We start from the raw sequence: 22,069 nt of genomic DNA on the forward strand, positions 1-22,069 counted from the left end.
TCAGCGTCCACTCCCCACCCCCTCCATTGCGGGGGTGGGCTTACGCCCGACAGATGCTTCCCGTCCCCCAATCTGGACTATAATTTCAGCGGCTGCCAGTGCCGCAATCACCGATGGCCGTTTATCCCCAAGCCCTTGCGCGCCAATGGGCAATATCAATCGCTCGAGCGTGTCTTCGTCGCCGCCCTGTTGCAGGTACCAGCTCGAAAACTTGGCGCGCTTGGTCTTCGAGCCCACCATGCCGACATAGGCGGCGTCGCGGCGGGCCAGTGCCTCCCCGGCAATCAGAAAATCCAGGGCGTGGTCATGGGTCATGATGACGAAGGCGCTGCCCGCGGGCGCCGCGCGGACCACCGCCTCGGGCATGGCAACCCGCCGATGGGCAATGCCGGGCGCAAGCATGTCGAGCTCGGCCTGGCGGGTATCGATCACCTCGATGCGCACCGGCAAGAGCGCCAGGATCTGTGCCAGCACCCGCCCGACATGGCCGGCGCCGAAAATATAGACCTGCGCCGCCGACGCCTCTTCCTGGGCAATGCGCATGACGAGGTCACGGCGCAAGGACGTATCGGCATAGCGCAAGCAGACTTCGACGCGCCCGCCGCAGCACTGGCCGATTTCAGGGCCGAGCGGCACATCCATCGCCTCCTCGGCTCGCCCTTCGACCAGCAGGCGCCGCGCATGGTCGATGACCATATATTCGAGCGCCCCACCGCCAATGGTGCCGAAAATCGCCCCCATGCCCACCAGCATGAACGTGCCCCGCTCCCGCGGCGACGATCCCCGCACTTCGGTCAGTTCGCAAACGATGGCGTGGGGATTGGCGGAGAGGAAAGCGGTGAGGTCTTCACTCATCGAAATACCCCCACCCGGCCTCCCCCTCAAGAAGGGGGAGGAGAAGATCGGAGTGCAACGCGAGAAATTCGTATCCGAGTGGAGCGGCCCCTCCCCCTATCAGGGGGAGGTTGGGTGGGGGTACTGCAATGAAGTCAGTGACCAATCTCACCCGCGCGCCTCCCGTTTGAGCCGCTCGACGCCCATCAGCACCCGCTCTGGGGTCACCGGGGTATCGAGGCGCGGGGCGATCTTATAGTCAGCGACGCTCGCCACCGCCATGCTGAGGGCTTCCACCACGCTCATGGCCAGCATGAAGGGCGGCTCGCCCACCGCCTTGGAGCGGCCGATGGTTGGCTCGCGATTGACCGACCATTCGGCTAGGTGGACGTTGAAAACCGGCGGAATATCGGAGGCCAGCGGGATTTTGTAGGTCGAGGGCGCATGGGTGCGCAACTGGCCCTTGGCGTCCCAGACCAGCTCCTCGGTCGTGAGCCAGCCCATGCCCTGGATGAAGCCGCCTTCGATCTGGCCGATATCGATGGCGGGGTTCAGCGACTTGCCGACATCGTGCAGGATATCGACGCGATCGACCGTATATTCGCCGGTCAGCGTGTCGATGGTGACTTCGCTGACCGAGGCACCATAGGCGAAATAGTAGAAGGGGTGACCCTTGCCGGTAGCGCGATCCCAGTGGATTTTCGGGGTCTTGTAGAAGCCGGCAGCCGACAGCTGCACCCGGTTCATATAGGCAGAGGCGGCAAGCTCGGCGAAGGGCACGAATTTGCGGCCGACATCAATGCCGCCCTGCACCCATTGGCAATCGGCCTCCTCGGCACCGTAGAGCTTGGCCGCATGGGCCACCAGCCGCGTCTTGATCTGCTCGCAGGCATCCCAGGCGGCCATGCCGTTGAGGTCGGAGCCCGATGAAGCAGCAGTCGCGGAGGTATTGGGCACCTTGCCGGTGGAGGTGGCCATGATCTTGACGGTATCGAGATTGACCCCGAAGGCGTCGGCGACGACCTGCGCCACCTTGATATAGAGCCCCTGCCCCATCTCGGTGCCGCCATGGCTGAGATGGATGGAGCCGTCCTTGTAGACATGCACCAAGGCGCCGGCCTGATTGTACCAGGTGGCGGTGAAGGAGATGCCGAACTTGACCGGCGTCAGGGCAATGCCCTTTTTGAGAAGAGCATTGCCGGCATTGAAATCCAGAATAGCCTGGCGCCGCGCATGGTAGTCGGCGTTCTTTTCCAGCTCCTCCACGACACGGTGGACGATATTGTCCTCAACCGTCTGGTGATAGGGCGTGATATTGTCGGTGTCGGTGCCGTAGAAATTGGCCTTGCGGATATCGAGCGGGTCCTTGCCCAGCGCATAGGCGATATCCTCGATCCAGCGCTCGGCGCCCATCATGCCCTGCGGCCCGCCAAAGCCGCGGAAAGCCGTGTTGGAGACGGTATTGGTGTAGAGCGGCTGCGACTTGGCGCGCACCGCCGGATACCAATAGGCATTGTCGCAATGGAACAGCGCCCGGTCGGTCACCGGGCCGGACAGGTCGGCGGAAAAGCCACCGCGCGCCGCATAGAGCGCGTCGACGGCGTGAATCTTGCCGCTATCGTCAAAGCCCACTTCGTAGTCGACGACGAAATCGTGCCGCTTGCCGGTGGCGCTCATGTCGTCGTCGCGGTCGGGACGCAGCTTGCAGGCGCGGTTCCATTTCTTGGCCGCCAGCGCCGCCACCACGGCAAAGAGATTGCCCTGGGTTTCCTTGCCGCCAAAGCCGCCGCCCATGCGACGCACATTCACCGTCACCGCATTCTGCCGGATGCCCAGCGCATTGGCGACAATCAGCTGCACCTCGCTCGGGTGCTGGGTCGAGGAATGGACGATCACATCCTCGTCCTCGCCCGGAATGGCCAGCGCGATCTGGCCTTCGAGATAGAAGTGATCCTGCCCGCCAATGGTTATGGCGCCCTTGAGGCGGCGCGGGGCTGATGCCATGCCCGCCTCGACATCGCCGCGTTCGAGCTTGAGCGGCTTGGTCACCTCCTTGCCACCCGCCGCCTGGGCCGAGCGCACATCGGTGAAGAAGGAGAGATCGCGATAATCGACCTTGGCCAGTTGTGCCGCCCGCCGCGCCTGATCGCGGGTTTCAGCGATCACCGCAAAGATCGGCTGGCCCCAGAAATGCACCACGCCATCAGCGAACAGCGGCTCGTCATGCACATGCGCCGAACTGATATCGAGCGCGCCGGGCACGTCGGCATTGGTGAGCACGCCGATCACCCCCGGCGTATTCAGGACATCGGTAAAATCCATGCCGAGCACTTCGGCATGCGGCTTGGTCGAAAGGCCAAGATAGGCATGCATGGTGCCCAGCGGCTCGGCCATGTCGTCAATATATTCGGCAGTGCCCGTCACATGCTTGGGCCCGCTGTCATGGCGGGTATTGGTGTGCAGCACCGAAAGGTTGATGGCGGCGTCGTGCTTGTTCATGGACAAAACCCCTCATCCGTCTCCCGCTGTGCGGGAGCCACCTTCTCCCACAAGTGGAGAAGGCTAGCATGGTGCCTCTCTGGCCACTGCACGTCCCTTCTCCCCCCGTGGGAAAAGGTGCCCGAAGGGCGGATGAGGGGGCCTGTCACGAGAACGCCCATCATGCCACCTCCCGCGTCAGCCGCGCGCTTTGGCCCTGCGTTTCAAGAAAGAACCGCTTGAGCAGGTTTTGCGCCGTCAGCAGCCGGTATTCTGCCGAAGCCCGCATATCGGACAATGGCTGGTAGTCGATGGCGAAGGCTGGCAGGGCAGCTTCCACGCTTTCAAGCGTCCAGGGCTTGCCGAGCAGCGCCGCTTCCACCGCGCTGGCGCGCTTGGGCGTTCCGGCCATGCCGCCATAGGCAATGCGCGCCAGGCTCACCATGCCGTCTCCACCAACCGCGACCCGGAAGGCGCCGCACAGCGCCGAAATGTCTTCGTCGCGGCGCTTGGAAATCTTGTAGGTGGCGAAATGCTCGCCTTCGGGAAGCACGGGCAGCGTGATGCTTTCGACAAACTCACCCGGTTGGCGGTCCTGCTTGCCATAGGCGAGGAAATAGTCCTCGAGCGCGATGTCGCGCCGTTCGCTGCCGCGACGGAGGCGCAAAGTAGCCCCCAGGGCGATGAAGGGCGGCGGCGTATCGCCGATGGGCGAGCCATTGGCGATATTGCCCCCGATCGTGCCCATATTGCGCACCTGTTCGCCGGCAATGCGGTTCCACAATTCATTGAGGTGCGGGAAACGGGTCTCGATCAGCGGGAAGGCTTCCGAATAGGAAACGCCGGCAAAGATTTCGACACCGGCCTCGGTCTCGACGACGCGGCGCAGTTCCTGCAGATGGCCGATAAAGATCACCGGCCCGATCGGGCGCATGAACTTGGTGACCCAGAGCCCCACATCGGTGGAGCCGGCCACGATGCGCGCCTGCGGATTGGCAGCGTAGATATCGGCAAAATCGTCGAGGCTGGCGGGGATGAAAATCTTCTTTTCGCCCGCGCCCAGTTCCACCCGCTTGCCGTCATTGAGCGCCTGGATGCGGGCCCGGGCGGCAATGCGCTCGGCCCAGAGCGGATCGCCCTGCGGCTGGCCATATTGGGAAAGGGACTCGGCCGCGCGGATGATCGGCGCATAGCCGGTGCAGCGACAGAGATTGCCCTGCAACGCCTTCTCGATGGCCGGGCGCGTCGGATTGGGTTCGCGCATCCACAAGCCATAAAGGCTCATGACGAAGCCAGGCGTGCAGAAACCGCACTGGCTGCCATGGTGATCGACCATGGCCTGCTGCACCGGATGCAAGACGCCGTTTTCACCGCGCAGATGTTCGATGGTCACCACATGGGTGCCGTGCAGGCTGGCGACGAAGCGGATGCAGGCGGTGACCGAGTCATAGATGATCTCTTCGCCCGCAAGCCTGCCGACCAGCACCGTGCAGGCGCCACAATCGCCCTCGGCGCAACCTTCCTTGGAGCCGCGCAGGCGCCGCTCCAGCCGCAGCCAGTCGAGCAGGGTCAGGTCCGGCGCCACATCGGTCAGCGTCACCTCCTCGCCATTGAGCAGGAAGCGGATGGCATTGGCGACATCGACCATGGCTCAGCTCCCCCGATAGGTCGAATAGGAGAAGGGGCTTACCAGCAGCGGCACGTGATAGTGCTTGTCCTCGGAAATGGTGAAGCGGATCGGCACCACATCGAGAAATGGCGTTGCAATCTCGACGCCCAAGCGCTCGAAATACTGACCGACATGGAAGCGGATTTCGAATTCGCCCTGCTGGAACTGATCCGGCCCAAGCAGCGGCTGGTCCACCCGACCGTCTTCATTGGTATAACTGTCGAGCAGATGATGGGTGTGGTCGCCATGCACGAAATGCAGCTCGATGCGCATGCCGCGCGCCGGCTTGCCATGCATCGTGTCCAGCACGTGAGTGGTGAGGCGTCCGTCCGCCATGCTGCTGCTCCTTCCGCATGCCGGGTCGAAACATGGGGCCGGTCCGAACCGCAGCATGCACAATCAAAGTCATCCCCGTCCCGACCATAACACGCGTTACTGCTCTTGATACTCTTAAATTGGAAGCACTATGCTGCCAATTCGGCAACAACGGAGCACCAGCATGGATCCTCGTCAGCCCCCGGACCGGCCGCGAGAACATGCCCTGTCGGCAAGCCTCCTGGCGCGGGTGTTCCACCAGCCCTCGCTGCTTTATTTTAACGCCGTGGCCACCCACCTCTCCATTCGCGAGGCCTCGCGGCGGCTTAACGTGGCCTCATCGGCGGTCACAAGGCAGGTGGCGCAGCTCGAGGATGCACTGGGCATTGCCCTGTTCCTGCGCGAACGAAGACGCCTGCGCCTCTCTCCCGCCGGTGAAATCCTGTTCCGCCATTCCCGCCGCCTCGCCGCGCCGATGGAGGCTGCCGTATCGGAGATCGAAATGCTGCGCGGGGTACGGGCCGGCTCGGTACGCATCGCCACGGTCGAGAGTGTCGGCCTCTCCTTCCTGCCGCAGCTGATCAGCGATTTCGGCCGCCGCTATCCCCGGCTCAATCTCGATGTTTCCATCGTGCCCTCGGCCGAAGTCATCGAGCGACTGGTCGATGAGCGGGTCGATATCGGCTTCGGCTTCACCGCCAAGGCAACGCGCCATGTCGACATCGCCTTTCGCCGCGACGTCAGCATCGGCGTGGTCATGACTCCCGACCATCCGCTGGCGACGGCGCAGAACCTCACCATGGCGCAATGCCTCGAACACCCGCTGGCCGTGGGCAAGCCGGAAATCTCCATCCGCGAAGTCATCGAGCCCTTTCTGCGCTCCTCGGCGGCCATCACCCCGCCGCTGGTGGAGGTGGATTCGATCCGCATGCTGGTGGAACTGGCGCTGGGCGGGCACTATGCCTCGATCATGACCCCGATCGGCGCCCAGAATGACATCGCCGCCGGGCGGCTGGTGTTCAAGCAATTGCAGGATGGCGGCCTGCCCACTAATCGCTTCGGCATTCTGGTGCGCAATGGTGGCGCCCTGCACCTGGCGCCGGCGATCTTTTACGAACACGCCAAGGGCTATTTCGAAAGCCTGTCCATGCCCGGGGCGATTTAAGCAAGCCCGGACGCTTGACACGCATAGCCATTCAGCTATGAATTAATTCATAGCCAACGGTGAATATATGTCAGCACCCCTGCCCCACGACCTGCTCTTCCGCTCTCTCGCCGATCCAACGCGGCGGGCGATCTTCGAGCGGCTGTGTCGCGATGGCGAGCAGACCGTGGGCGCGCTTACCGACTGGGCCGGCGTATCCCAGCCGACCGTCTCCAAGCACCTGGTAGTGCTCAGGCAGGCCGGCCTGGTGCAGGACCGCCATGCCGGGCGCCAGACCCATTACACCGCCCGCACCGATGCGCTGGCGCCGCTGCTGGACTGGACCCGCGAGATGACCAGTTTCTGGAACACGCGTCTCGACGCGCTGGAAAACACGCTGACAAGGATGGATCAATGACCCGGCGCCCCGCCCTAAAGCCCGGGCCGGATGGCATTGCCCGCCTGGCCGGCGGCAATCCGCAAATCGCCAAGGGTTATGGCGACGCCGTGGTGCAGCGCTACATCGCCGCCATGCCCGGCTGGCAATCAGAAGTCGGCCGCCGCCTCGACGCCGTGATCACCCAAACCCTGCCCAATGTCGAAAAGGCGGTGAAGTGGAATTCTCCGCTTTACGGAACGGAGACGGATGTCTGGTTCCTCGGCTTTCACTGCCTCACCCGCTACGTGAAAGTCTCGTTCTTCCAGGGCGCCCATCTCGATCCGGTCCCGCCGGGCACGTCCAAGCAGGCGCATGTGCGCTATCTCGACATTTACGAAACCGATGAATTCGACGCGGGCCGCTTCGCCGAGTGGGTGAAGCAGGCCAGCCTCCTGCCCGGCGAAAGGATGTAACCCCATGGCCTTTTCCAAGAACAGTGCCGCCGACCTCGCCACCGGCGCCACGCCGAGCGAACTCATTGACCAGCGCATCGCCGCCCTGCCCGATTGGCGTGGCGAAAAGCTCGCCACGATCCGCCGACTCATCCACGAGGCGCTGCCCGACGTGGTCGAGGAATGGAAATGGGGCAAGCCGGTATGGTCGGCGGACGGCATTCTGTGCACCGGCGAAGTCTACAAGGCTTACGTGAAAACCACCTTCCCCAAAGGCGCAGCACTGGCGGACGCCGAAAAACTCTTCAATTCCAGCCTTGAGGGCAATGTGCGCCGCGCCATCGATTTCTTCGAGGACGAGAGCATCAACGAGGCCGGTTTCATCGCCCTGATCCGCGAAGCCGCTGCCGCCAACCGCGCCAAACCCGCCAAAACCAAAACGTGAGATTCTCATGAGCATCGCCGAAACCCGCTCCGTCGTCATCGAGCGCGAGCTCGCCCATGCGCCTGAAAAGGTCTGGCGCGCCCTGACGCAACAGCAGCTGATCGCCGACTGGCTGATGCAGAACGATTTCGCGCCGGTGGTCGGCCACAAGTTCAAGCTGCGCGGCGAATGGGGCGGCGTGCTCGACTGCGAAGTGCTTGAAATCGATCCCCAGCGCAGCCTCTCCTATACCTGGGACTTCACCAACGATGACCCGACCTATGCGCTGAAAAGTGTCGTCACCTATACGCTTACTCCCAGCGGCACCGGCACCATGCTGCGCGTCGAGCAATCCGGCTTCCGCCCCGACCAGAAACAGGCCTATGGCGGCGCCCATGCCGGCTGGAAGGGCTTTTTCAACAAGCTGGATACTCTGGTGGGGACGTTGGATTAGGCGGGTGGCGCGGAACGGTGGATCGCGACGCTCCATCGCTCACCCCCTAGCGCCGCACCCTGCCTTTTGCTTACCATTGGTCTCAGCCTGACTTTGAAGAGACCTCCTATGAACCGCTACCCCCGTGACATGCATGGCTATGGCCAGACCCCTCCCAATGCCAACTGGCCGGGCGGCGCGCACGTGGCGGTGCAATTCGTGCTCAATTACGAAGAGGGCGGGGAGAACTGCGTGCTGCATGGCGATGCGGCCTCCGAGGCCTTCCTGGTCGACGTGCTCGGTGCTGCGCCCTGGCCGGGCCAGCGCCACGCCAATGTCGAGTCCATGTATGAATACGGCGCCCGCGCCGGCTTCTGGCGGCTGCATCGGCTGTTCACCGAGGCGAACCTGCCGGTCACCATCTATGGCGTCGCCACCGCGCTGATGCGCGCGCCGGCCCAGCTGGCCGCCATGCAGGAGGCCGGTTGGGAAATCGCCAGCCATGGGCTCAAATGGGTGCAGCACAAGGACATGCCGCCCGAGGAGGAACGCGCCCAGATCGCCGAGGCCATTCGGCTCCACACCATCGCAACGGGAGCGCGCCCGCTCGGCTGGTACACTGGACGCTCCAGCCTCAATACCGTCGAGCTGGTCGCCGAGGCCGGCGGCTTTGCCTATATCTCGGACACCTATGACGACGACCTGCCCTATTGGAAGGTGATCGCCGGCACCCCGCAGCTCATCATCCCCTATACGCTTTCGGCCAACGACATGCGTTTCGTGACCGCGCCGGGCTTCGACAATGGCGAGGAATATTTCACCTTCCTCAAGGACAGCTTTGACTGCCTTTATGCCGAAGGCCAGGCGGGCTCACCCAAGATGATGTCGCTGGGCCTGCATTGCCGTCTGGTGGGACAGCCGGGGCGCTATCAAGGGCTCAAGAAGTTCGTCGACTATATCAAGGGCTTCGACAAGGTCTGGATCCCCACCCGGCTCGAGATTGCCCAGCACTGGGCCAAGGAACATCCCTATATGGCGCCAGAAATGGTGCCGAGCCAGATGGAGAAAGCGGAGTTCGTCGAACGCTTCGGCTCAATCTTCGAGCATTCCCACTGGATCGCCGACCGCGCCTGGGCAGGCGAGATGGGTCCCGCCAATGACACCGCCATCGGCCTGCATTTCGCGCTGCGGACCCAGTTCCGCCTGGCGACGCCCGAAGAGCGCCTCGCCGTTTTGCGCGCTCACCCCGATCTGGCCGGCAAGCTGGCCGCCGCCAAGCGCCTCACCGCCGACTCCACCGCCGAACAGGCCTCGGCCGGCCTCGACGCGCTGACCGATGCCGAGCGCGAGAAATTCACCGCGCTCAACACCACCTATGTCGAAAAGTTCGGCTTTCCCTTCATCATCGCGGTGCGCGACCACGACAAGGCGTCGATCCTGGCCAGTTTCGAGAAACGCATAGCCAATTCCGCGGCCGAGGAATTCGCCACCGCCTGCGCGCAAGTCGAACGCATCGCCCTGCTGCGCTTGAAGGCAGTTCTGCCCTAGCGCGAACCGAACGCTGTATCGATCGCGGCCAACATCGCGCCCCATGCCGCTGCCGTCTGGGGGACATACTCGGCCCATTCGGCGTCCATGTCGTGCGTGACCCGCACCTGGCACCCTTTGCCGCGCGGTTCGATCTCCAGCGTCACCAGCGAACTGTCCTCTGCCTCTTCTTCGGGTGTCACGAACCAGCTGAATGCGATACGGGTCGGCCGATCGAGGCGCTTGTAGGTGCCCCAGGCCTCCGACCCATCCCGGCTATCGGCGAAGACGAACTTTCCGCCGGTCACCGGCTCGATCTCTACCCGGGTAACAACCTCGTCCGGCGTTTTTGCCTGCAATTGCGCGGTCATCCACTGTCTTGCACGTTCAGGCATCAGCCAGGCGTCATACACCTGTTCGGCCGAAAGACTGGCAAATTCGTACTCGGCCCGTGCGGTCACCGTGCTCATTTGTAGAAGCCGTCCCGCAGGTTGATACCGTGCTCGACATAGGCCTTCATCGCGGCCAGCATGCCGGTCCAGCCTTCGCAATTGCCATAAGACGCCTTCTGCCCCGCTTCGTTTTCGCGCCAGCCCGCCTCGTGGATGTGCACCAACGTACGGCCATCTTCCAGCGCCTCGAAGGTCATGGTGACCGTCGTCTGGTAGAGGCCGGCCGCATCATCATCGGGCGGCGCATCCCAGCGCAGCACGATCTTCCGGTCGGGCACGACTTCGACGACATGCACCGGAAAAGCGCCGGGGAAGTCATGAAAGTCCCAGGTCACCACGGCGCCGGTTTCGAGCCGGCCCTTGGCGCCGCCCGTGGTGAAATAGCCCGACAGCCTGGCCGGATCGGCCACCGCCTCGAACACGTCATGGACCGGACGGGATATACGTCCACCCACTGTGAACTCATAAGCCATACCAACCTCCTCGGCTTGACCTCGATCACAATATGTTATATTTTTATAACATGTCAAATGACGACGCCGACGACCTGATTTTCAAGGCCTTGAGCCACCGCGCGCGCCGCCGCATTCTGGATGCGCTGAAAGCAGAGCCGTTGACGACAGGCATGCTCTGCGACCGGTTTCCCGGTCTGGACCGCTGCACCGTCATGCAGCATCTGGGCGTGCTGGAGAATGCCGGGCTCGTCGTCGCCGAAAAGCGCGGCCGCGAGCGTTGGAACCACCTCGATGCAATGCCTGTTCACGCCATTCACGAACGCTGGATCGGCCCCTACGCCGCCTATGCCGCCGGCATGCTCAGCCGTCTCAAGCGCCATGTCGAAGAGCCCGCCGTCTGATCACGCTATTGTCAGGCCGATTTCGGAACAGACCCGGCGGGCAGGCCTTTTGCCTTCAGTAACTCTGTCACTGAAAGGACTTTGGCCGCATGCTTTATGTCGACATCCCGACCCAGAAGGACCTCACCGCCCTTCGAGCCGCACGAGACGACGCCAGCGTTTCCATCTACCTCGAAACCACGCCACTCACCCAGGATATCGAAAAAAGCAGGATAACCTTTGGCAATCTGGGCAAGGATGCCCTGACCCAATTGGCAGACGCGGGTATCGACAAGAAGCGTCTTGCCAGCCTCATCGAAGAACTGGACGATCTGGCCGAGGACGACGATTTCTGGCGCCAGCAGGCGCACAGCCTCGCCATCTTTGCCACCCCGGACAATATCCGCACGTTCCGGCTGGCCAATCGACTGACCGATATGGTCGAGGTGTCCGATCGCTTCCATCTCAAGCCGCTATTGCGCGCCGTGACCTTCCGCAATGCCGCCCATGTGCTGGCCATTTCTGAGAACAAGGTGCGGCTGGTGGAGATCGCCGCCGACCTGCCGGCCAGCGAAGTCGCCGTATCCGGCTTCCCGGACGGTGCCGCCGACGCGGTGAACAAGTCTACTATCAATGATCGCTCGCATAGCCGCCGCATCCATGGCTCGGAAGGCCAGAAGGTGCAGCTGGCCAAATATATCCGCCGCGTCGATGCCGCCTTGCGCCCGGTCCTCGCACACCAGGACCTGCCGCTGATCCTCGCCGCCACCGAGCCTGTGGCGTCGCTGGTCCGTTCGGTGAGCGGCCTCGATTTCGAGCCCGACATCATTGCCGGCAGCCCCGACCGACTGGCTGAAGGCGAGCTGGCCGATGCCGCCCGCAAGGTGCTCGATGCCCGTTATGCGCGCAAGATTGCCGACTTCGCCACGCTGTTCGACACCCGCAACGGCCAGAACCGGGCAACCACCGATCTCTCCGATGCCGCCCGTGCCGCCACTTTCGGCGCCGTCGATACTCTGCTCGTCGACATCGACAATGTCGTCAATGGCACCATTGACGAGGAAAACGGCGCTATCAGCTTCTCGGATACGCCTGATGCGGTCGACTACGGGATCGTCGATGAAATCGCCGGCCGGGCGCTGGCCAGTGGCGCAACGGTAATGGCCGTCCGGCGCGACGATATCCCCGGCAAGGGCGACCTCGCCGCAGTGCTGCGCTACACCGTCTAGCCAAAGGCCCCGACTTGCCGCTAAGCATTCGGGTGGCGGGCCAGTCTCGCCACCCCTTTATTCGGTAGCGCATCATGACCTCGACCTATGCCACCCCGCCCGCCGGACTGCCCGGACAGATGACCCTGCATACCCAGCGCGCGGTTTTCACCGAGGCCTATGCCTTCCTGCCGGCCGGGGTGATGCGCGACATTGTCACCTCCTACCTGCCGCATTGGCGAGACACCCGCGCCTGGATCATCGCCCGCCCGCTCAGCGGCTTTGCCGAAACCTTCTCGCAATATATCGTCGAGGTGCTTCCTGGCGGCGGCAGCGAAAGGCCCGAGCCCAATCGCGAAGCCGAGGGCGTGCTCTTCGTGGTCTCCGGCCAGATGACGCTGACCCTGGAGGGTGAGACGCATCTGCTCAAGGAGGGCGGCTATGCCTTCCTGCCGCCGGGCTGCGCTTGGAGCCTGGTCAACAAATCCACCGTCCCGGTGCGCTTCCATTGGGTGCGCAAGCGCTACGAGCTGGTGGACGGCGTCGACATACCGTCCGCCTTCGTCACCAACGAGCAGGACGAGCCTATTCGCTGGATGCCCGGCACCAATGATCGCTGGGGCACGACCCGCTTCGTCGAGCCTACCGATCTGCGCCACGACATGCATGTCAATATCGTCACCCTCGAGCCCGGCGCGGTCATTCCCTTCGAGGAAACCCACGTCATGGAGCACGGGCTTTATGTGCTCGAAGGCAAGGCGGTCTACCGGCTCAATCGCGATTGGGTCGAGGTGGAAACCGGGGACTTCATGTGGCTGCGCGCCTTCTGCCCGCAGGCCTGCTATGCCGGGCCGGAGCGCTTCCGCTACCTGCTCTACAAGGACGTCAACCGCCACGCCAAGCTGCCGTTCTGAGCCATGACCGACCGCCCTGTCATCATCGAACCGCTGACTGCCGAGGCCTTCGCCCCCTTCGGGCAGGTGATCACCACCGAAGGCGCCCACCATTATCCCATCAATTCGGGGATGACCGAGCGCTACCACGATCTGGCGCGGATCGAGCTGGGCGGCGTGCATCCGCGCCCGCTGATCTCGATCTTCCATGGACAGCCCTACGCCCTGCCCCTGGCGCTGAAAATGGTCGAGCGCCATCCTCTCGGCAGCCAGGCCTTCTATCCCTTGTCCGACGCGCCATGGCTGGTGATCGTGGCCGAAGACCAGGGCGGCATGCCGACCCGGCTGCGCGCCTTTGCCCCGGCAGCGGGCCAAGGCGTCAACATCGCCATGAACACCTGGCACGGCGTGCTGACCCCGCTCGAAAGAGAGAGCCGTTATCTGGTGGTCGATCGCGGCGGCGACGGCAATAATCTCGAAGAGCATTTCTTTGAAACGCCAATCGAGATCAGGCGTTGATCTGACGCCGGCCTCGTAACCCTAATGGGCAGAGTCGGTCGCGCCCCGATGGGGACTGCGCTAGAATGCGTCGACCCTTGAAGGAATTTGGCTATGTTTGCGTCCCGCCTCGCTCAGGTCATCGCGGCCTTTCTGCTCATGCTGATGCCGGCACTGGCCGCACCGCTGACCCTTTCCGGCGACGTGGTCTATCGCGAGCGCATGGCCCTGCCGGCAGGCGCCGTGCTGCATGTCGGCGTGGTGTCCCTGCCCGATGGCAAGCCGGTGGTGGGCGCCGGCCAGACCATCGGCACCAAGGCGCAATCCCCACTCAGCTTCTTGCTCAATGTGCGCAGCAGCCTCGACAGGACGCCAGGTCGCTATGGGCTGGTCGCCGAAATCCGTCATGGCGACATGCTGGTGTTCGCCACGCCCGCTCCGGTCCCGATAGACCTCGCAAACCCGACCGGCCTCAGCATTCTCGTGCAGCGGGTGGCCAGCCAGCCGGTGCCGCCCACCCCCGAGCCGATTTTGCCCATGCCCGACCCGGCGCTCATTGGACAGGCATGGGAAGCGACCAGCATTGGCGGCAAACCGGTGACCGGCCAGCGCAAACCGACCATGACGATCGAAGCCGATCTGCGCACCAGTGGCTTTGGCGGCTGCAACCGCTACTTCACCGAAGCGAGCATTGATGGCGCAGCTTTGAGCTTTGGCCCGGCAGCGGCGACCCGCATGGCCTGCGCTCCCGATGCAATGGCGGAAGAGCTGAGCTTTTTCGCTGCCCTGGCGGCGGTTTCGCGCTATGAGGTCAGCGACAACAGCCTGCGTCTGCTCGACGCTGCAGGCATCCCGCTGATCGGCTTCGTTGCCGCCAAGGAGCAATAGACTTGGACACTGCCAATCTCGTTTCCCGCCTGCTCGACGTTATCGAGCACGATATCGCTCCGGTGACATCGAAGGGCGTGGCCAGGGGAAACAAGCTCTTCGGCGCCGCCATCCTGCGCAAGTCCGACCTCTCGGTCGTGGTGGCCGAAACCAATAACGAGATCGACAATCCGCTGTGGCACGGCGAAATGCATGCCATCAAGCGCTTCTTCGAACTCCCCGCCGACCAGCGCCCGGCGACGAAAGACTGCCTGTTCCTCGCCACCCACGAACCCTGTTCGCTTTGCCTTTCCGGCATCACCTGGTCGGGCTTCGACAATTTCTATTATCTGTTCAGCCACCAGGATAGCCGCGACAGCTTCGCCATTCCCTACGATATCCAGATCCTGCAAGCGGTCTATGCGGTACCCGAGCCGGGCATGGAAGCGGCCTCGCCGGATCGCCCGCTCTATAATCGCAGCAACGCCTTTTTCACCAGCCATGGCTTGCAGGAACTGATCGCCGGCCTCGACCGGGACCATCGCGAGAGCCTGACCGGGCGTATCGACGACATCAACGCGCTCTACAACAACCTGTCGGCCACTTATCAGGCGGACAAGGGCAACAAGGGCATTCCCCTGGCCTGAGGCACAATTCTAGGCCGGTTTGCGCACCGATTTCAGCGGGCGGCGCACCGCCCGAACGGCCTCTACGGCTTCAACCGGCGAGGGCACCTGCGGCAGGTGCCGCTGAGCCATCCACTGCCAGAGGCGGGCACCGATCCCGTCGGCGCGCAGCGCCCGCAGCTTGACGATATTGACCATTTTATTCAGCCACCAGAATCGCGGGAGACATCTCGCTGCGTGGCACTTCCGCCATGGATGCGGCAAAAGTAAGAACGCTGAGGGCAAGGGCGAAAAGGGCTGTTAGGACGATCTGGTACATCGGTCTCGGTTCCGGACGGGTTGACGCTTGGACTTTCCGGCCTGGCCGGGTTGCGATCCTGTCCGTTGGATATGTGTGTCGCTTTGAACCGCTGTCGAATGCCCCATTAAGAATGCATTCAGAAAGCCGCCTTCGCGCATGGCTGCCATGAGGCACGAACCTTTTGCCACGATGGGGCGTTGAAAGGTTAAGACGCAATCCAGACAAGGCTCGACCATGACCGATGCAATCGTCCAGCACGGCGACGCCACGCCCCGGCTCGCCGTTTTCACCGATTTCGATGGCACGCTCGTCGATATCGCCGAAACCCCAGATGCCGTTTCGGTGCCCGACGAATTGACCGAAGAATTGGATCAGGCGATCCGCCGCTTCGATCACGCCTTTGCCGTCATCACCGGGCGCGAAATCGCCGATATCGACCGGTTCCTGCACCCACTGCAATTGCCTGTCGCCGGCGCCCATGGCGCGCAACGGCGCCGGGTGGACGGCTCACTGGAATTGCCCGACGACAGCATCGTCAGTGCCGCGCATGATATTGCCCGGGCCATCGAACCGCTGGCGCAGGCCAATCCTAATCTCCTGGTGGAAACCAAGGAGGGCTCGGTGGCCCTGCATTTCCGCCAGGCCCCCGAACTCGAGGGCGCCTGCCATCTGGCTATGGAAGAGGCGCTGGTGGACTATCCCGGCTTTACCCTCGTTCCCGGCAAGATGGTGATCGAAGCCCGCCCGGCGGCCTTCGACAAGGGCGCTGCCCTGCGCGCCTTCATGCAGGAAGAGCCCTTTGCCGGCCGTATTCCGGTCTTTATCGGCGACGATCGCACCGACGAGGATGCGTTTCTCGCCGCCCAGGAACTGGGTGGGATCGGCATCAAGCTGGGGCCTGGGGAAACCTTCGCCCGCATGCGTATCGCCGATGTGCAATCGGTGCGGGCGCTGCTGCGGGGCCTGGGCGACATGGCCGAACGCGTCCATTTGAGCGGAGACATGACAGAGCACTGATCCGCCACACATCCTTCAACCAGAAAATAGGGACCGACAGACCTATGAGCCGCATCGTCATCGTATCCAATCGCACACCCGGGCGTGAGCCCGCCGCAGGGGGGCTCGCCGTCGCCCTGCGCAAAGTGCTCGACGAGAGAGAGGGGTTTTGGTTCGGCTGGTCCGGCAAACTCTCCGAAGACCCGGCGCGCGAGGCCAGGTTCGAAAATATCGACGGCCTCGACATCGCCCAGATCGACCTGACGCGCGACGACTACCATGCTTATTATTCCGGCTTTTCCAACTCCATCCTCTGGCCCAGCTTCCACCTGCGGCTCGACCTCGCCAATATCGAGAGCCATTGGTACGAGGGTTACAGGCGGGTGAACCAGCAATTCGCCAAGGCCCTGATGGCAGTTCTGCGCCCCGACGATGTCGTCTGGGTCCACGACTACCATCTCATTCCGCTGGCCACCGAATTGCGCAATCTGGGGGCGCGCAACCGCATCGGTTTCTACCTGCACATCCCCTTCCCCACGACCGATGCGCTTTACGCCATTCCCCACCATGGCGAACTCATGCACGATCTCTCGCGCTATGACCTTATCGGCATGCAGGCGCAGCGCGACGTCGCCGCCTTCACCGAATTTGCCGAGCACCAGGCCCCGTCGACTTTTGGCGCGCACACGCAGCCGGTGGATTTCAGCCGCACCGAAATCGAAGTCTTCCCGATCGGATCGGAACCGGATGCCTTTGCGCGCATGTCCACCAGCCCGGCCGCCACCAAGATGGTCAAGCGCATGGAGCGCGTCCTGGGCAACCAGCGGCTTGTCCTGGGTGTCGATCGTCTCGATTATTCCAAGGGCCTGCCGCAGCGCGTCGAAGCCTATGAAAAGCTCCTCGCCAATAATCCGCGCCTACGCCGCGGCGTGCATTTCCTGCAGGTAGCCCCGCCCTCGCGCGACACCATCAAGCAGTATCAGGAAACCAGCGATGCGCTCGATGCCATGTGCGGGCGGGTCATGGGCCGCTTTGCCGAGCCCGATTGGCAGCCCCTGACCTATGTGAAACGCGCCTATGGCCAACCCAGCCTTGCCGGGCTTTATCGCCTGTCACGCGCCGCTCTGGTCACGCCGCTGCGCGACGGCATGAACCTCGTCGCGCACGAATTTGTCGGCGCCCAGAACCCGGATGACCCGGGTGTGCTGGTACTGTCTCGCTTTGCCGGCGCCGCCGAGATCTTTCCCGACGCGCTGCTGGTCAATCCCTTCGATACCGACGAGACCGCCGAAGCCTTACGCATGGCTCTCGACATGCCGCTCGATGAACGCCGCCAGCGCTGGACCGCGCTGATGGAAGCCGCACGGCACCACAATGTCAACGACTGGGCCCTGCGCTTCCTCGACCGCCTCGCTCCCGGCGCCACGTCCACGAGCAGCAGCCGCGACATTCTCTATCTGGCTTCGGTGGCTTGAGGACGTCATCCAAGACTGCCAACGAAAAGGGCGACCCGAGGGCCGCCCATTTCATTATCAGCTATTGGCGGCGCGACGGGCCTTGCCGGCGTCGCGCTGACCCTTGGTCCAGCGCGGCTTGCCCGGCTTGGCATTGATCACCTTGCCGGTTTCGGAATCGCGGCGGACCATCTTGCCGGGAGCAGCGCCGGTGCGCTCACCATTGGCAGGCACTGCCGCCTTGGTGCGTTCGCCGCCGGGACGCGGCGTGTTGAACTTGCGCGGGTTCGGCTTGGGATTGCGAGCGGTGCGCGCGCCGGCCGGTGCACCCGGGGCATTGCGCGGTGCGCGCGGCGCCTGCACTTCCTCGACCAGATTGACGTCGCCGGAGACCGGCAGGGTCCGGCGGATCAGCTTTTCGACATCCCGCAGCTTGCCCTTTTCGGTGCCGTCACACAGGGTGATGGCGATGCCGGAAGCGCCATTGCGGCCGGTGCGACCAATGCGGTGGACATAGTTTTCCGGATCGTCGGGCAGCTCATAATTCACCACATGGGTGATGTCCTTGACGTCGATACCGCGCGCCGCGATGTCCGTAGCGACGAGAATGCGCACCGAACCACTGGCAAAGCCCTTGAGCGCCGCCTGGCGAGCATTCTGGCTCTTATTGCCGTGGATGGCTGCAGCCTCGTGCCCGTCGATGGCCAGATTCTTGGCGACGCGGTCGGCACCATGCTTGGTGCGCGAGAAGATAATGACGCGATCCATGCCTTCCTTCTCATCGGCGAGCAGGTCGTTGAGCACGCCGCGCTTGGCCTTGGAGCCGGACATGATCACCCGCTGGTCGATCTTGACCACGGTGGAGCCCTGCGGCGCGGCCTCGACCTTGATCGGCTCCTTGAGGAGCGTCTTGGCCAGGTCTTCGATCTCGGCCGCCATGGTGGCGGAGAACAACATGGTCTGGCGACGCAGGCCGATCTGCTTGGCAATGGCGCGCACCGGGGCGATGAAGCCCATGTCGAGCATGCGGTCGGCTTCGTCCAGCACCAGCCAGCGCGTTTCGTTGAGGCGGATCTTGTTGTCGTCCATCAGGTCCTTGAGGCGACCCGGCGTGGCCACGACCACGTCGACGCCCTTGGCGATCTTGCCGACCTGGTGGTAGCGCGACACGCCACCGAGCACCAGCACGGTGTCGAGCTTCATCTTGGAGCCGGCGAATTTGCGCAGGTTCTCTTCGATCTGCACGGCCAGTTCACGGGTGGGGGCAAGAATGAGCGCGCGGGTGGTCATCGGCCGCGGACGGCCGGTAAGGCCCATGATCCCGGCCAGGATCGGCAGGCCGAAAGCCGCCGTCTTGCCCGAACCGGTCTGGGCGATGCCCAGCATGTCCCGGCCTTCGAGCAGTTTGGGGATCGCCTGGGTCTGGATTTTAGTGGGCTCGGTGAAGCCGCCGGCAGTCAGGCTGTCGGTGAGAAGGGTCGGCAGGCCGAGCGAAATGAAATCGTTCAAAGTTTTCGTCTTTCATGTTGCGCGAAACCGCGCAGGCGCCTGAGCCGCGATGCGGCTGGCGCTTATTGGAATATGCAATCGGGCGATAGGGAGATATCGCGCGGGTGCTGGCTCAAACCCGGACCATTCTGAGGTCTCCGGGCTGACTTCGCCGCTCACCGCGTGAGTAAGAAGAGAAGTCCATCGACGGTCATTCTGCCGCGACGTGACCCCCATATGGGGGAGATAGGAGAAAAAGGCAAGCGCGGCAGTTGCCCGCTGGGCGCATGGCCGCCATCAAATCTCGAATTCGATCGCCAGCCTGTCCACATCCAGCGCGCCAATCCGCCTCCTCCCGCCATCGACGCAAACAAAGCCGAGCAGACGATCCCCAAGCGGCCAGAGCGCTTCTATCCAGCACAATTCCCGCAAATGGTGAAGCCGCACCCCCTCGCTTTTCAGGATGTCACCCCGCGGCGGCGCGACGCGCACCCAGACCGATGCGCCACCCACGGCACACCAGCTCTCGTCATCGGCAATTGCAGCGCATTTCGGATCACCATAAACCGTGCCCGCTTCGGCGAAAACCTTGCCATCGGTAATCACGGCCGTTTCATAGACCTTATAGACCACCAACCGCTCGGACACGGTCAATAGGGTTGCTCTTTGTCGGTCTGGCAGGTCGGGAAACAGCATGGTCTTGGGCTCCGTTGATAAAACAACACTGCCTCACCCGACCTAATGGGGCTGTTTCTTGGGGAACAGCGATCCGTTCCCGTCAAATCCCGCCATACCAATCATAGCCATTGTCTTCCCAATAGCCGCCCTTGCCGCCACCAAAGGGGGTGAGGTCATCGACCAGCTCGATGGTGTGGAGATATTTCGGCTGCTTGTAGCCGAGCGCCCGCTCAATGCGCAGGCGGATAGGCGCACCATTGCTGACCGGCAGCACCTGATCGTTGAGCCCATAGCTCAGGATGGTTTGCGGGTGATAGGCATCGATGAGGTCGGAGCTGGTATAATAGAGAATGTCCCCGCTCAGCGTGCGCTGGATATTGTCGAAGCAGTGATAGACGCAATAGCGCGCTTCCGGCTTGACCCCGGCCTGGTCGAGCACCGGCCCCAGCGGTGTGCCGGTCCATTTGGCGATGCAGCTCCAGCCTTCGACGCAGTCGTGCCGGGTGATCTGACTGCGCGCCGGCATATTGCGCAATTCATCGAGCGAAAAGCTTACCTCGCGCTCCACCATGCCCTTGATGGTCAGCTTGTAGGAGGCGAAATCCTGCATGCGCAGGAAATTGTACTCCGGCGTCGAAGGCTCGACCGAGCCATTGGGCTTCATGCCCTGGCGGATTTCGCTGGCGCTATATTCACGCGCCAGCACCTGGTCGCCGATCAGTGTGCGCTGCGCCTTGTAGGTGAGCACATTGGCCCGTTCCATCACCTGCCGCACCGGATTGCCGCGCTGGCCGAGAAAATCGAACTGGTCGCAGCCCGAGAGCACCAGGCCCGAGCCCACTGCGGCAGAACCGAGCATGAAGCGGCGGCGATTGACGATCAGTCTGCTCATGGCTTGTCCCCTTGCTGGGTCGGCGTGCCGGGGCTGGTGCGATACCAGCCGGTGATCATCGAGCGCATTTCATTGAGCGGGCCGGCCAGCAGCACCATGGCGATATGGACGATGAAGAAAGCAAGCAGCAGCAGCATCACCACGAAATGGATGGTCCGCGCCGTCTGCCGACCGCCGAATACATCCAGCAGCCAGGGCCAGGCCGCGTCCATGCCGGGGCTCATGGTCAGCCCGGTGAGGATGATCAGCGGAAACAGCACGAAGAAAACGGTAAAATAGCTCAGCTTCTGCAGCGGGCTATAGCTGCGCCCATGGTGAAAGCGAAAGCGCGCATGGTCGAGCGCATCGCGTGGCAACGCCTTGAGATCGGCGCCCCTGGGCAGCACGTCGCGGCGGATATGGCCATTGATGAAGCTGGCAAGGAACCAGACGAACAGCGCGCCGACGAAAATCCAGCCGAAGAAGAAGTGCACGACGCGCCCGGTGGCCAGGTCACGGAACGAGGGAATCGTGACCTGCGCGGGGAAGGCAACGAAACTGGGCTGCGCGTCGGATCCGCTCATCCCCAGCACGCCGGTTGTGTCGAAGGTCTGGCCGAAAACCGTGGTTTGTCCGCGCGGCCCCTCCGGCGTATTGACCGCCCCGATGCGCAAAACCGCATTGTCGAACTCGAAGCCCGATTGCTGCCCTACATAAAGCGCCGGATGGGCGTTGAAAATCTGCAGCCCCGTCAGCAGCAGGAAAAACAGGCAGATCACCCAGACCCAATGGGTCAAGCGGGTAAAGATCGACTGGCGATAGACCAGCGGCCCGCGCTTTGGCCTGGCCTCTTCAACTTGTGTCATTCCATCCCCCGCCTGTCCGTGAAAGTGACCATCTGCCGTAAAGCAACGCTACCGCATCGGGCCAATGGTCACCATCACGACAACTTTATTTCGTCGACATCATGCTGTCGCTGCCCATGGCGTCACCGCCCATCGCACCGTGCCCGTTATGCATGTCATGACACGCCTGTTCGGCAACCATGGCCACGTCGGGAAAACTGATGGCCTTGGCCTGCTCGACACATTTGGCCAGGTCCGCGTCGCTCATCATCGGCGCCATGGCCATGCCATCGCTCTTCATGGCGCCGCTCGACATTGCCTCCTCGGCCTGTGCGCCCACGCCCAGCATCATAAGCGCGGCAATGGCGGAAAGGGTGAACATTCTGGTGATCATCGAAAACT

The 22,069-nt window shown here is 63.1% G+C and carries 26 protein-coding genes; 14 read left to right on the top strand and 12 right to left on the bottom strand.

Annotated elements, in window-relative coordinates; translation table 11 throughout:
- The 4 genes from xdhC to uraH form a co-directional block, all read right to left on the bottom strand.
- The gene (gene xdhC, locus BGO80_RS04955; RefSeq protein ID WP_286719508.1) at window positions 1-855 is read right to left on the bottom strand and encodes a xanthine dehydrogenase accessory protein XdhC; all 855 of its coding nucleotides are present in this window, start codon (window positions 853-855) and stop codon (window positions 1-3) included.
- 147 nt (window positions 856-1,002) lie between these two features.
- Window positions 1,003-3,333, bottom strand: coding sequence for a xanthine dehydrogenase molybdopterin binding subunit (gene xdhB, locus BGO80_RS04960; protein WP_286719510.1), 2,331 nt, complete (start codon window positions 3,331-3,333; stop codon window positions 1,003-1,005).
- Window positions 3,334-3,493: 160 nt separating this feature from the next.
- Window positions 3,494-4,960 (bottom strand): xanthine dehydrogenase small subunit, encoded by a 1,467-nt coding sequence (gene xdhA, locus BGO80_RS04965; protein WP_286719513.1) that lies wholly within the window; start codon window positions 4,958-4,960, stop codon window positions 3,494-3,496.
- A gap of 3 nt (window positions 4,961-4,963) precedes the next feature.
- Complete coding sequence (gene uraH / locus BGO80_RS04970; protein WP_286719515.1) at window positions 4,964-5,317, bottom strand: hydroxyisourate hydrolase; 354 nt, start codon at window positions 5,315-5,317, stop codon at window positions 4,964-4,966.
- Window positions 5,318-5,480: 163 nt separating this feature from the next.
- Between uraH and BGO80_RS04975 the strand changes: the two genes are divergently transcribed.
- From BGO80_RS04975 to puuE, 6 genes are all read left to right on the top strand, one after another.
- A complete protein-coding gene (locus BGO80_RS04975) occupies window positions 5,481-6,461 on the top strand; it encodes a LysR family transcriptional regulator (RefSeq protein WP_164550404.1) in 981 nt (326 codons plus the stop codon).
- 67 nt (window positions 6,462-6,528) lie between these two features.
- Window positions 6,529-6,858, top strand: coding sequence for an ArsR/SmtB family transcription factor (locus BGO80_RS04980; RefSeq protein ID WP_126151175.1), 330 nt, complete (start codon window positions 6,529-6,531; stop codon window positions 6,856-6,858).
- Window positions 6,855-7,292: a DUF1801 domain-containing protein gene (locus BGO80_RS04985; protein ID WP_286719519.1), complete on the top strand. Its 438-nt coding sequence runs from the start codon at window positions 6,855-6,857 to the stop codon at window positions 7,290-7,292. Before BGO80_RS04980 ends, BGO80_RS04985 begins: the two co-directional genes overlap by 4 nt.
- 4 nt (window positions 7,293-7,296) lie before the next feature.
- A complete protein-coding gene (locus BGO80_RS04990) occupies window positions 7,297-7,716 on the top strand; it encodes a DUF1801 domain-containing protein (RefSeq protein ID WP_286719520.1) in 420 nt (139 codons plus the stop codon).
- A gap of 13 nt (window positions 7,717-7,729) precedes the next feature.
- Window positions 7,730-8,149 carry an SRPBCC family protein gene (locus BGO80_RS04995; RefSeq protein WP_286719626.1) on the top strand — a complete coding sequence of 140 codons (420 nt, stop codon included), beginning with the start codon at window positions 7,730-7,732 and terminating at the stop codon, window positions 8,147-8,149.
- Window positions 8,150-8,257: 108 nt separating this feature from the next.
- Window positions 8,258-9,676, top strand: a complete 1,419-nt coding sequence (puuE, locus tag BGO80_RS05000) for an allantoinase PuuE (protein ID WP_286719522.1) — start codon at window positions 8,258-8,260, stop codon at window positions 9,674-9,676.
- Here puuE and BGO80_RS05005 read toward each other — a convergent pair.
- Together BGO80_RS05005 and BGO80_RS05010 are read right to left on the bottom strand one after the other, a co-directional pair.
- On the bottom strand, window positions 9,673-10,125 hold the full coding sequence (locus BGO80_RS05005; protein ID WP_126151180.1) for an SRPBCC family protein: 453 nt from the start codon (window positions 10,123-10,125) through the stop codon (window positions 9,673-9,675). The two genes, puuE and BGO80_RS05005, sit on opposite strands and share 4 nt — an antisense overlap.
- The gene (locus tag BGO80_RS05010; RefSeq protein WP_286719524.1) at window positions 10,122-10,580 is read right to left on the bottom strand and encodes an SRPBCC family protein; all 459 of its coding nucleotides are present in this window, start codon (window positions 10,578-10,580) and stop codon (window positions 10,122-10,124) included. The genes BGO80_RS05005 and BGO80_RS05010 overlap by 4 nt, the downstream gene beginning before the upstream one ends.
- A gap of 50 nt (window positions 10,581-10,630) precedes the next feature.
- Between BGO80_RS05010 and BGO80_RS05015 the strand changes: the two genes are divergently transcribed.
- The 6 genes from BGO80_RS05015 to BGO80_RS05040 all read left to right on the top strand — a co-directional run bounded on the left by BGO80_RS05015 (window position 10,631) and on the right by BGO80_RS05040 (window position 15,055).
- Entirely contained in the window at window positions 10,631-10,963 is a 333-nt protein-coding gene (locus BGO80_RS05015) for an ArsR/SmtB family transcription factor (RefSeq protein ID WP_126151182.1), read from the top strand.
- 89 nt (window positions 10,964-11,052) lie between these two features.
- Entirely contained in the window at window positions 11,053-12,171 is a 1,119-nt protein-coding gene (locus tag BGO80_RS05020; RefSeq protein ID WP_286719527.1) for a baeRF8 domain-containing protein, read from the top strand.
- A gap of 74 nt (window positions 12,172-12,245) precedes the next feature.
- Complete coding sequence (locus BGO80_RS05025; RefSeq protein ID WP_286719529.1) at window positions 12,246-13,064, top strand: bifunctional allantoicase/(S)-ureidoglycine aminohydrolase; 819 nt, start codon at window positions 12,246-12,248, stop codon at window positions 13,062-13,064.
- A gap of 3 nt (window positions 13,065-13,067) precedes the next feature.
- Window positions 13,068-13,562: an ureidoglycolate lyase gene (locus BGO80_RS05030; protein WP_126151185.1), complete on the top strand. Its 495-nt coding sequence runs from the start codon at window positions 13,068-13,070 to the stop codon at window positions 13,560-13,562.
- Window positions 13,563-13,655: 93 nt separating this feature from the next.
- The gene (locus BGO80_RS05035) at window positions 13,656-14,429 is read left to right on the top strand and encodes an META domain-containing protein (protein WP_286719532.1); all 774 of its coding nucleotides are present in this window, start codon (window positions 13,656-13,658) and stop codon (window positions 14,427-14,429) included.
- A complete protein-coding gene (locus BGO80_RS05040; RefSeq protein ID WP_502686541.1) occupies window positions 14,426-15,055 on the top strand; it encodes a nucleoside deaminase in 630 nt (209 codons plus the stop codon). Before BGO80_RS05035 ends, BGO80_RS05040 begins: the two co-directional genes overlap by 4 nt.
- A 9-nt stretch (window positions 15,056-15,064) precedes the next feature.
- Here BGO80_RS05040 and BGO80_RS05045 read toward each other — a convergent pair whose 3' ends face one another.
- Complete coding sequence (locus BGO80_RS05045; protein ID WP_164550405.1) at window positions 15,065-15,232, bottom strand: hypothetical protein; 168 nt, start codon at window positions 15,230-15,232, stop codon at window positions 15,065-15,067.
- Between the two features lie 337 nt (window positions 15,233-15,569).
- On the opposite strand from BGO80_RS05045, the gene otsB reads away from it, so the two are divergent.
- Both otsB and BGO80_RS05055 read left to right on the top strand, forming a co-directional pair.
- Window positions 15,570-16,352, top strand: coding sequence for a trehalose-phosphatase (otsB, locus tag BGO80_RS05050; RefSeq protein WP_286719536.1), 783 nt, complete (start codon window positions 15,570-15,572; stop codon window positions 16,350-16,352).
- Between the two features lie 44 nt (window positions 16,353-16,396).
- Window positions 16,397-17,806 carry an alpha,alpha-trehalose-phosphate synthase (UDP-forming) gene (locus BGO80_RS05055; protein WP_286719538.1) on the top strand — a complete coding sequence of 470 codons (1,410 nt, stop codon included), beginning with the start codon at window positions 16,397-16,399 and terminating at the stop codon, window positions 17,804-17,806.
- Window positions 17,807-17,863: 57 nt separating this feature from the next.
- Here the strand turns inward: BGO80_RS05055 and BGO80_RS05060 are convergent, their stop codons facing one another.
- From BGO80_RS05060 to BGO80_RS05080, 5 genes are all read right to left on the bottom strand, one after another.
- Entirely contained in the window at window positions 17,864-19,294 is a 1,431-nt protein-coding gene (locus BGO80_RS05060; RefSeq protein ID WP_126151190.1) for a DEAD/DEAH box helicase, read from the bottom strand.
- 276 nt (window positions 19,295-19,570) lie between these two features.
- Entirely contained in the window at window positions 19,571-19,969 is a 399-nt protein-coding gene (locus tag BGO80_RS05065; protein WP_286719541.1) for a hypothetical protein, read from the bottom strand.
- Between the two features lie 82 nt (window positions 19,970-20,051).
- Window positions 20,052-20,843, bottom strand: coding sequence for a molybdopterin-dependent oxidoreductase (locus BGO80_RS05070; protein WP_286719543.1), 792 nt, complete (start codon window positions 20,841-20,843; stop codon window positions 20,052-20,054).
- Window positions 20,840-21,688: a cytochrome b/b6 domain-containing protein gene (locus BGO80_RS05075; RefSeq protein WP_126151193.1), complete on the bottom strand. Its 849-nt coding sequence runs from the start codon at window positions 21,686-21,688 to the stop codon at window positions 20,840-20,842. Before BGO80_RS05075 ends, BGO80_RS05070 begins: the two co-directional genes overlap by 4 nt.
- A gap of 85 nt (window positions 21,689-21,773) precedes the next feature.
- Window positions 21,774-22,061, bottom strand: a complete 288-nt coding sequence (locus BGO80_RS05080; protein WP_286719545.1) for a hypothetical protein — start codon at window positions 22,059-22,061, stop codon at window positions 21,774-21,776.
- Window positions 22,062-22,069: the final 8 nt, after the last annotated feature.

This window comes from Devosia sp. 63-57, assembly GCF_001899045.1.
Taxonomy (GTDB): Bacteria; Pseudomonadota; Alphaproteobacteria; order Rhizobiales; family Devosiaceae; genus Devosia; species Devosia equisanguinis.

Bases quoted from the DNA above. Each gene is read 5' to 3' on its own strand.
- uraH (WP_286719515.1), bottom strand. From the start codon at position 5,317: ATGGCGGACGGACGCCTCACCACTCACGTGCTGGACACGATGCATGGC.
- BGO80_RS04975 (WP_164550404.1), top strand. From the start codon at position 5,481: ATGGATCCTCGTCAGCCCCCGGACCGGCCGCGAGAACATGCCCTGTCG.
- BGO80_RS04980 (WP_126151175.1), top strand. From the start codon at position 6,529: ATGTCAGCACCCCTGCCCCACGACCTGCTCTTCCGCTCTCTCGCCGAT.
- BGO80_RS05020 (WP_286719527.1), top strand. From the start codon at position 11,053: ATGCTTTATGTCGACATCCCGACCCAGAAGGACCTCACCGCCCTTCGA.
- BGO80_RS05015 (WP_126151182.1), top strand. From the start codon at position 10,631: ATGTCAAATGACGACGCCGACGACCTGATTTTCAAGGCCTTGAGCCAC.
- BGO80_RS05065 (WP_286719541.1), bottom strand. From the start codon at position 19,969: ATGCTGTTTCCCGACCTGCCAGACCGACAAAGAGCAACCCTATTGACC.
- BGO80_RS04985 (WP_286719519.1), top strand. From the start codon at position 6,855: ATGACCCGGCGCCCCGCCCTAAAGCCCGGGCCGGATGGCATTGCCCGC.
- xdhC (WP_286719508.1), bottom strand. From the start codon at position 855: ATGAGTGAAGACCTCACCGCTTTCCTCTCCGCCAATCCCCACGCCATC.
- BGO80_RS05005 (WP_126151180.1), bottom strand. From the start codon at position 10,125: ATGAGCACGGTGACCGCACGGGCCGAGTACGAATTTGCCAGTCTTTCG.
- BGO80_RS04990 (WP_286719520.1), top strand. From the start codon at position 7,297: ATGGCCTTTTCCAAGAACAGTGCCGCCGACCTCGCCACCGGCGCCACG.
- BGO80_RS05045 (WP_164550405.1), bottom strand. From the start codon at position 15,232: ATGGTCAATATCGTCAAGCTGCGGGCGCTGCGCGCCGACGGGATCGGT.
- puuE (WP_286719522.1), top strand. From the start codon at position 8,258: ATGAACCGCTACCCCCGTGACATGCATGGCTATGGCCAGACCCCTCCC.
- BGO80_RS05075 (WP_126151193.1), bottom strand. From the start codon at position 21,688: ATGACACAAGTTGAAGAGGCCAGGCCAAAGCGCGGGCCGCTGGTCTAT.
- BGO80_RS05055 (WP_286719538.1), top strand. From the start codon at position 16,397: ATGAGCCGCATCGTCATCGTATCCAATCGCACACCCGGGCGTGAGCCC.
- otsB (WP_286719536.1), top strand. From the start codon at position 15,570: ATGACCGATGCAATCGTCCAGCACGGCGACGCCACGCCCCGGCTCGCC.
- xdhA (WP_286719513.1), bottom strand. From the start codon at position 4,960: ATGGTCGATGTCGCCAATGCCATCCGCTTCCTGCTCAATGGCGAGGAG.
- xdhB (WP_286719510.1), bottom strand. From the start codon at position 3,333: ATGAACAAGCACGACGCCGCCATCAACCTTTCGGTGCTGCACACCAAT.
- BGO80_RS05035 (WP_286719532.1), top strand. From the start codon at position 13,656: ATGTTTGCGTCCCGCCTCGCTCAGGTCATCGCGGCCTTTCTGCTCATG.
- BGO80_RS05025 (WP_286719529.1), top strand. From the start codon at position 12,246: ATGACCTCGACCTATGCCACCCCGCCCGCCGGACTGCCCGGACAGATG.
- BGO80_RS05010 (WP_286719524.1), bottom strand. From the start codon at position 10,580: ATGGCTTATGAGTTCACAGTGGGTGGACGTATATCCCGTCCGGTCCAT.
- BGO80_RS05030 (WP_126151185.1), top strand. From the start codon at position 13,068: ATGACCGACCGCCCTGTCATCATCGAACCGCTGACTGCCGAGGCCTTC.
- BGO80_RS05070 (WP_286719543.1), bottom strand. From the start codon at position 20,843: ATGAGCAGACTGATCGTCAATCGCCGCCGCTTCATGCTCGGTTCTGCC.
- BGO80_RS05080 (WP_286719545.1), bottom strand. From the start codon at position 22,061: ATGATCACCAGAATGTTCACCCTTTCCGCCATTGCCGCGCTTATGATG.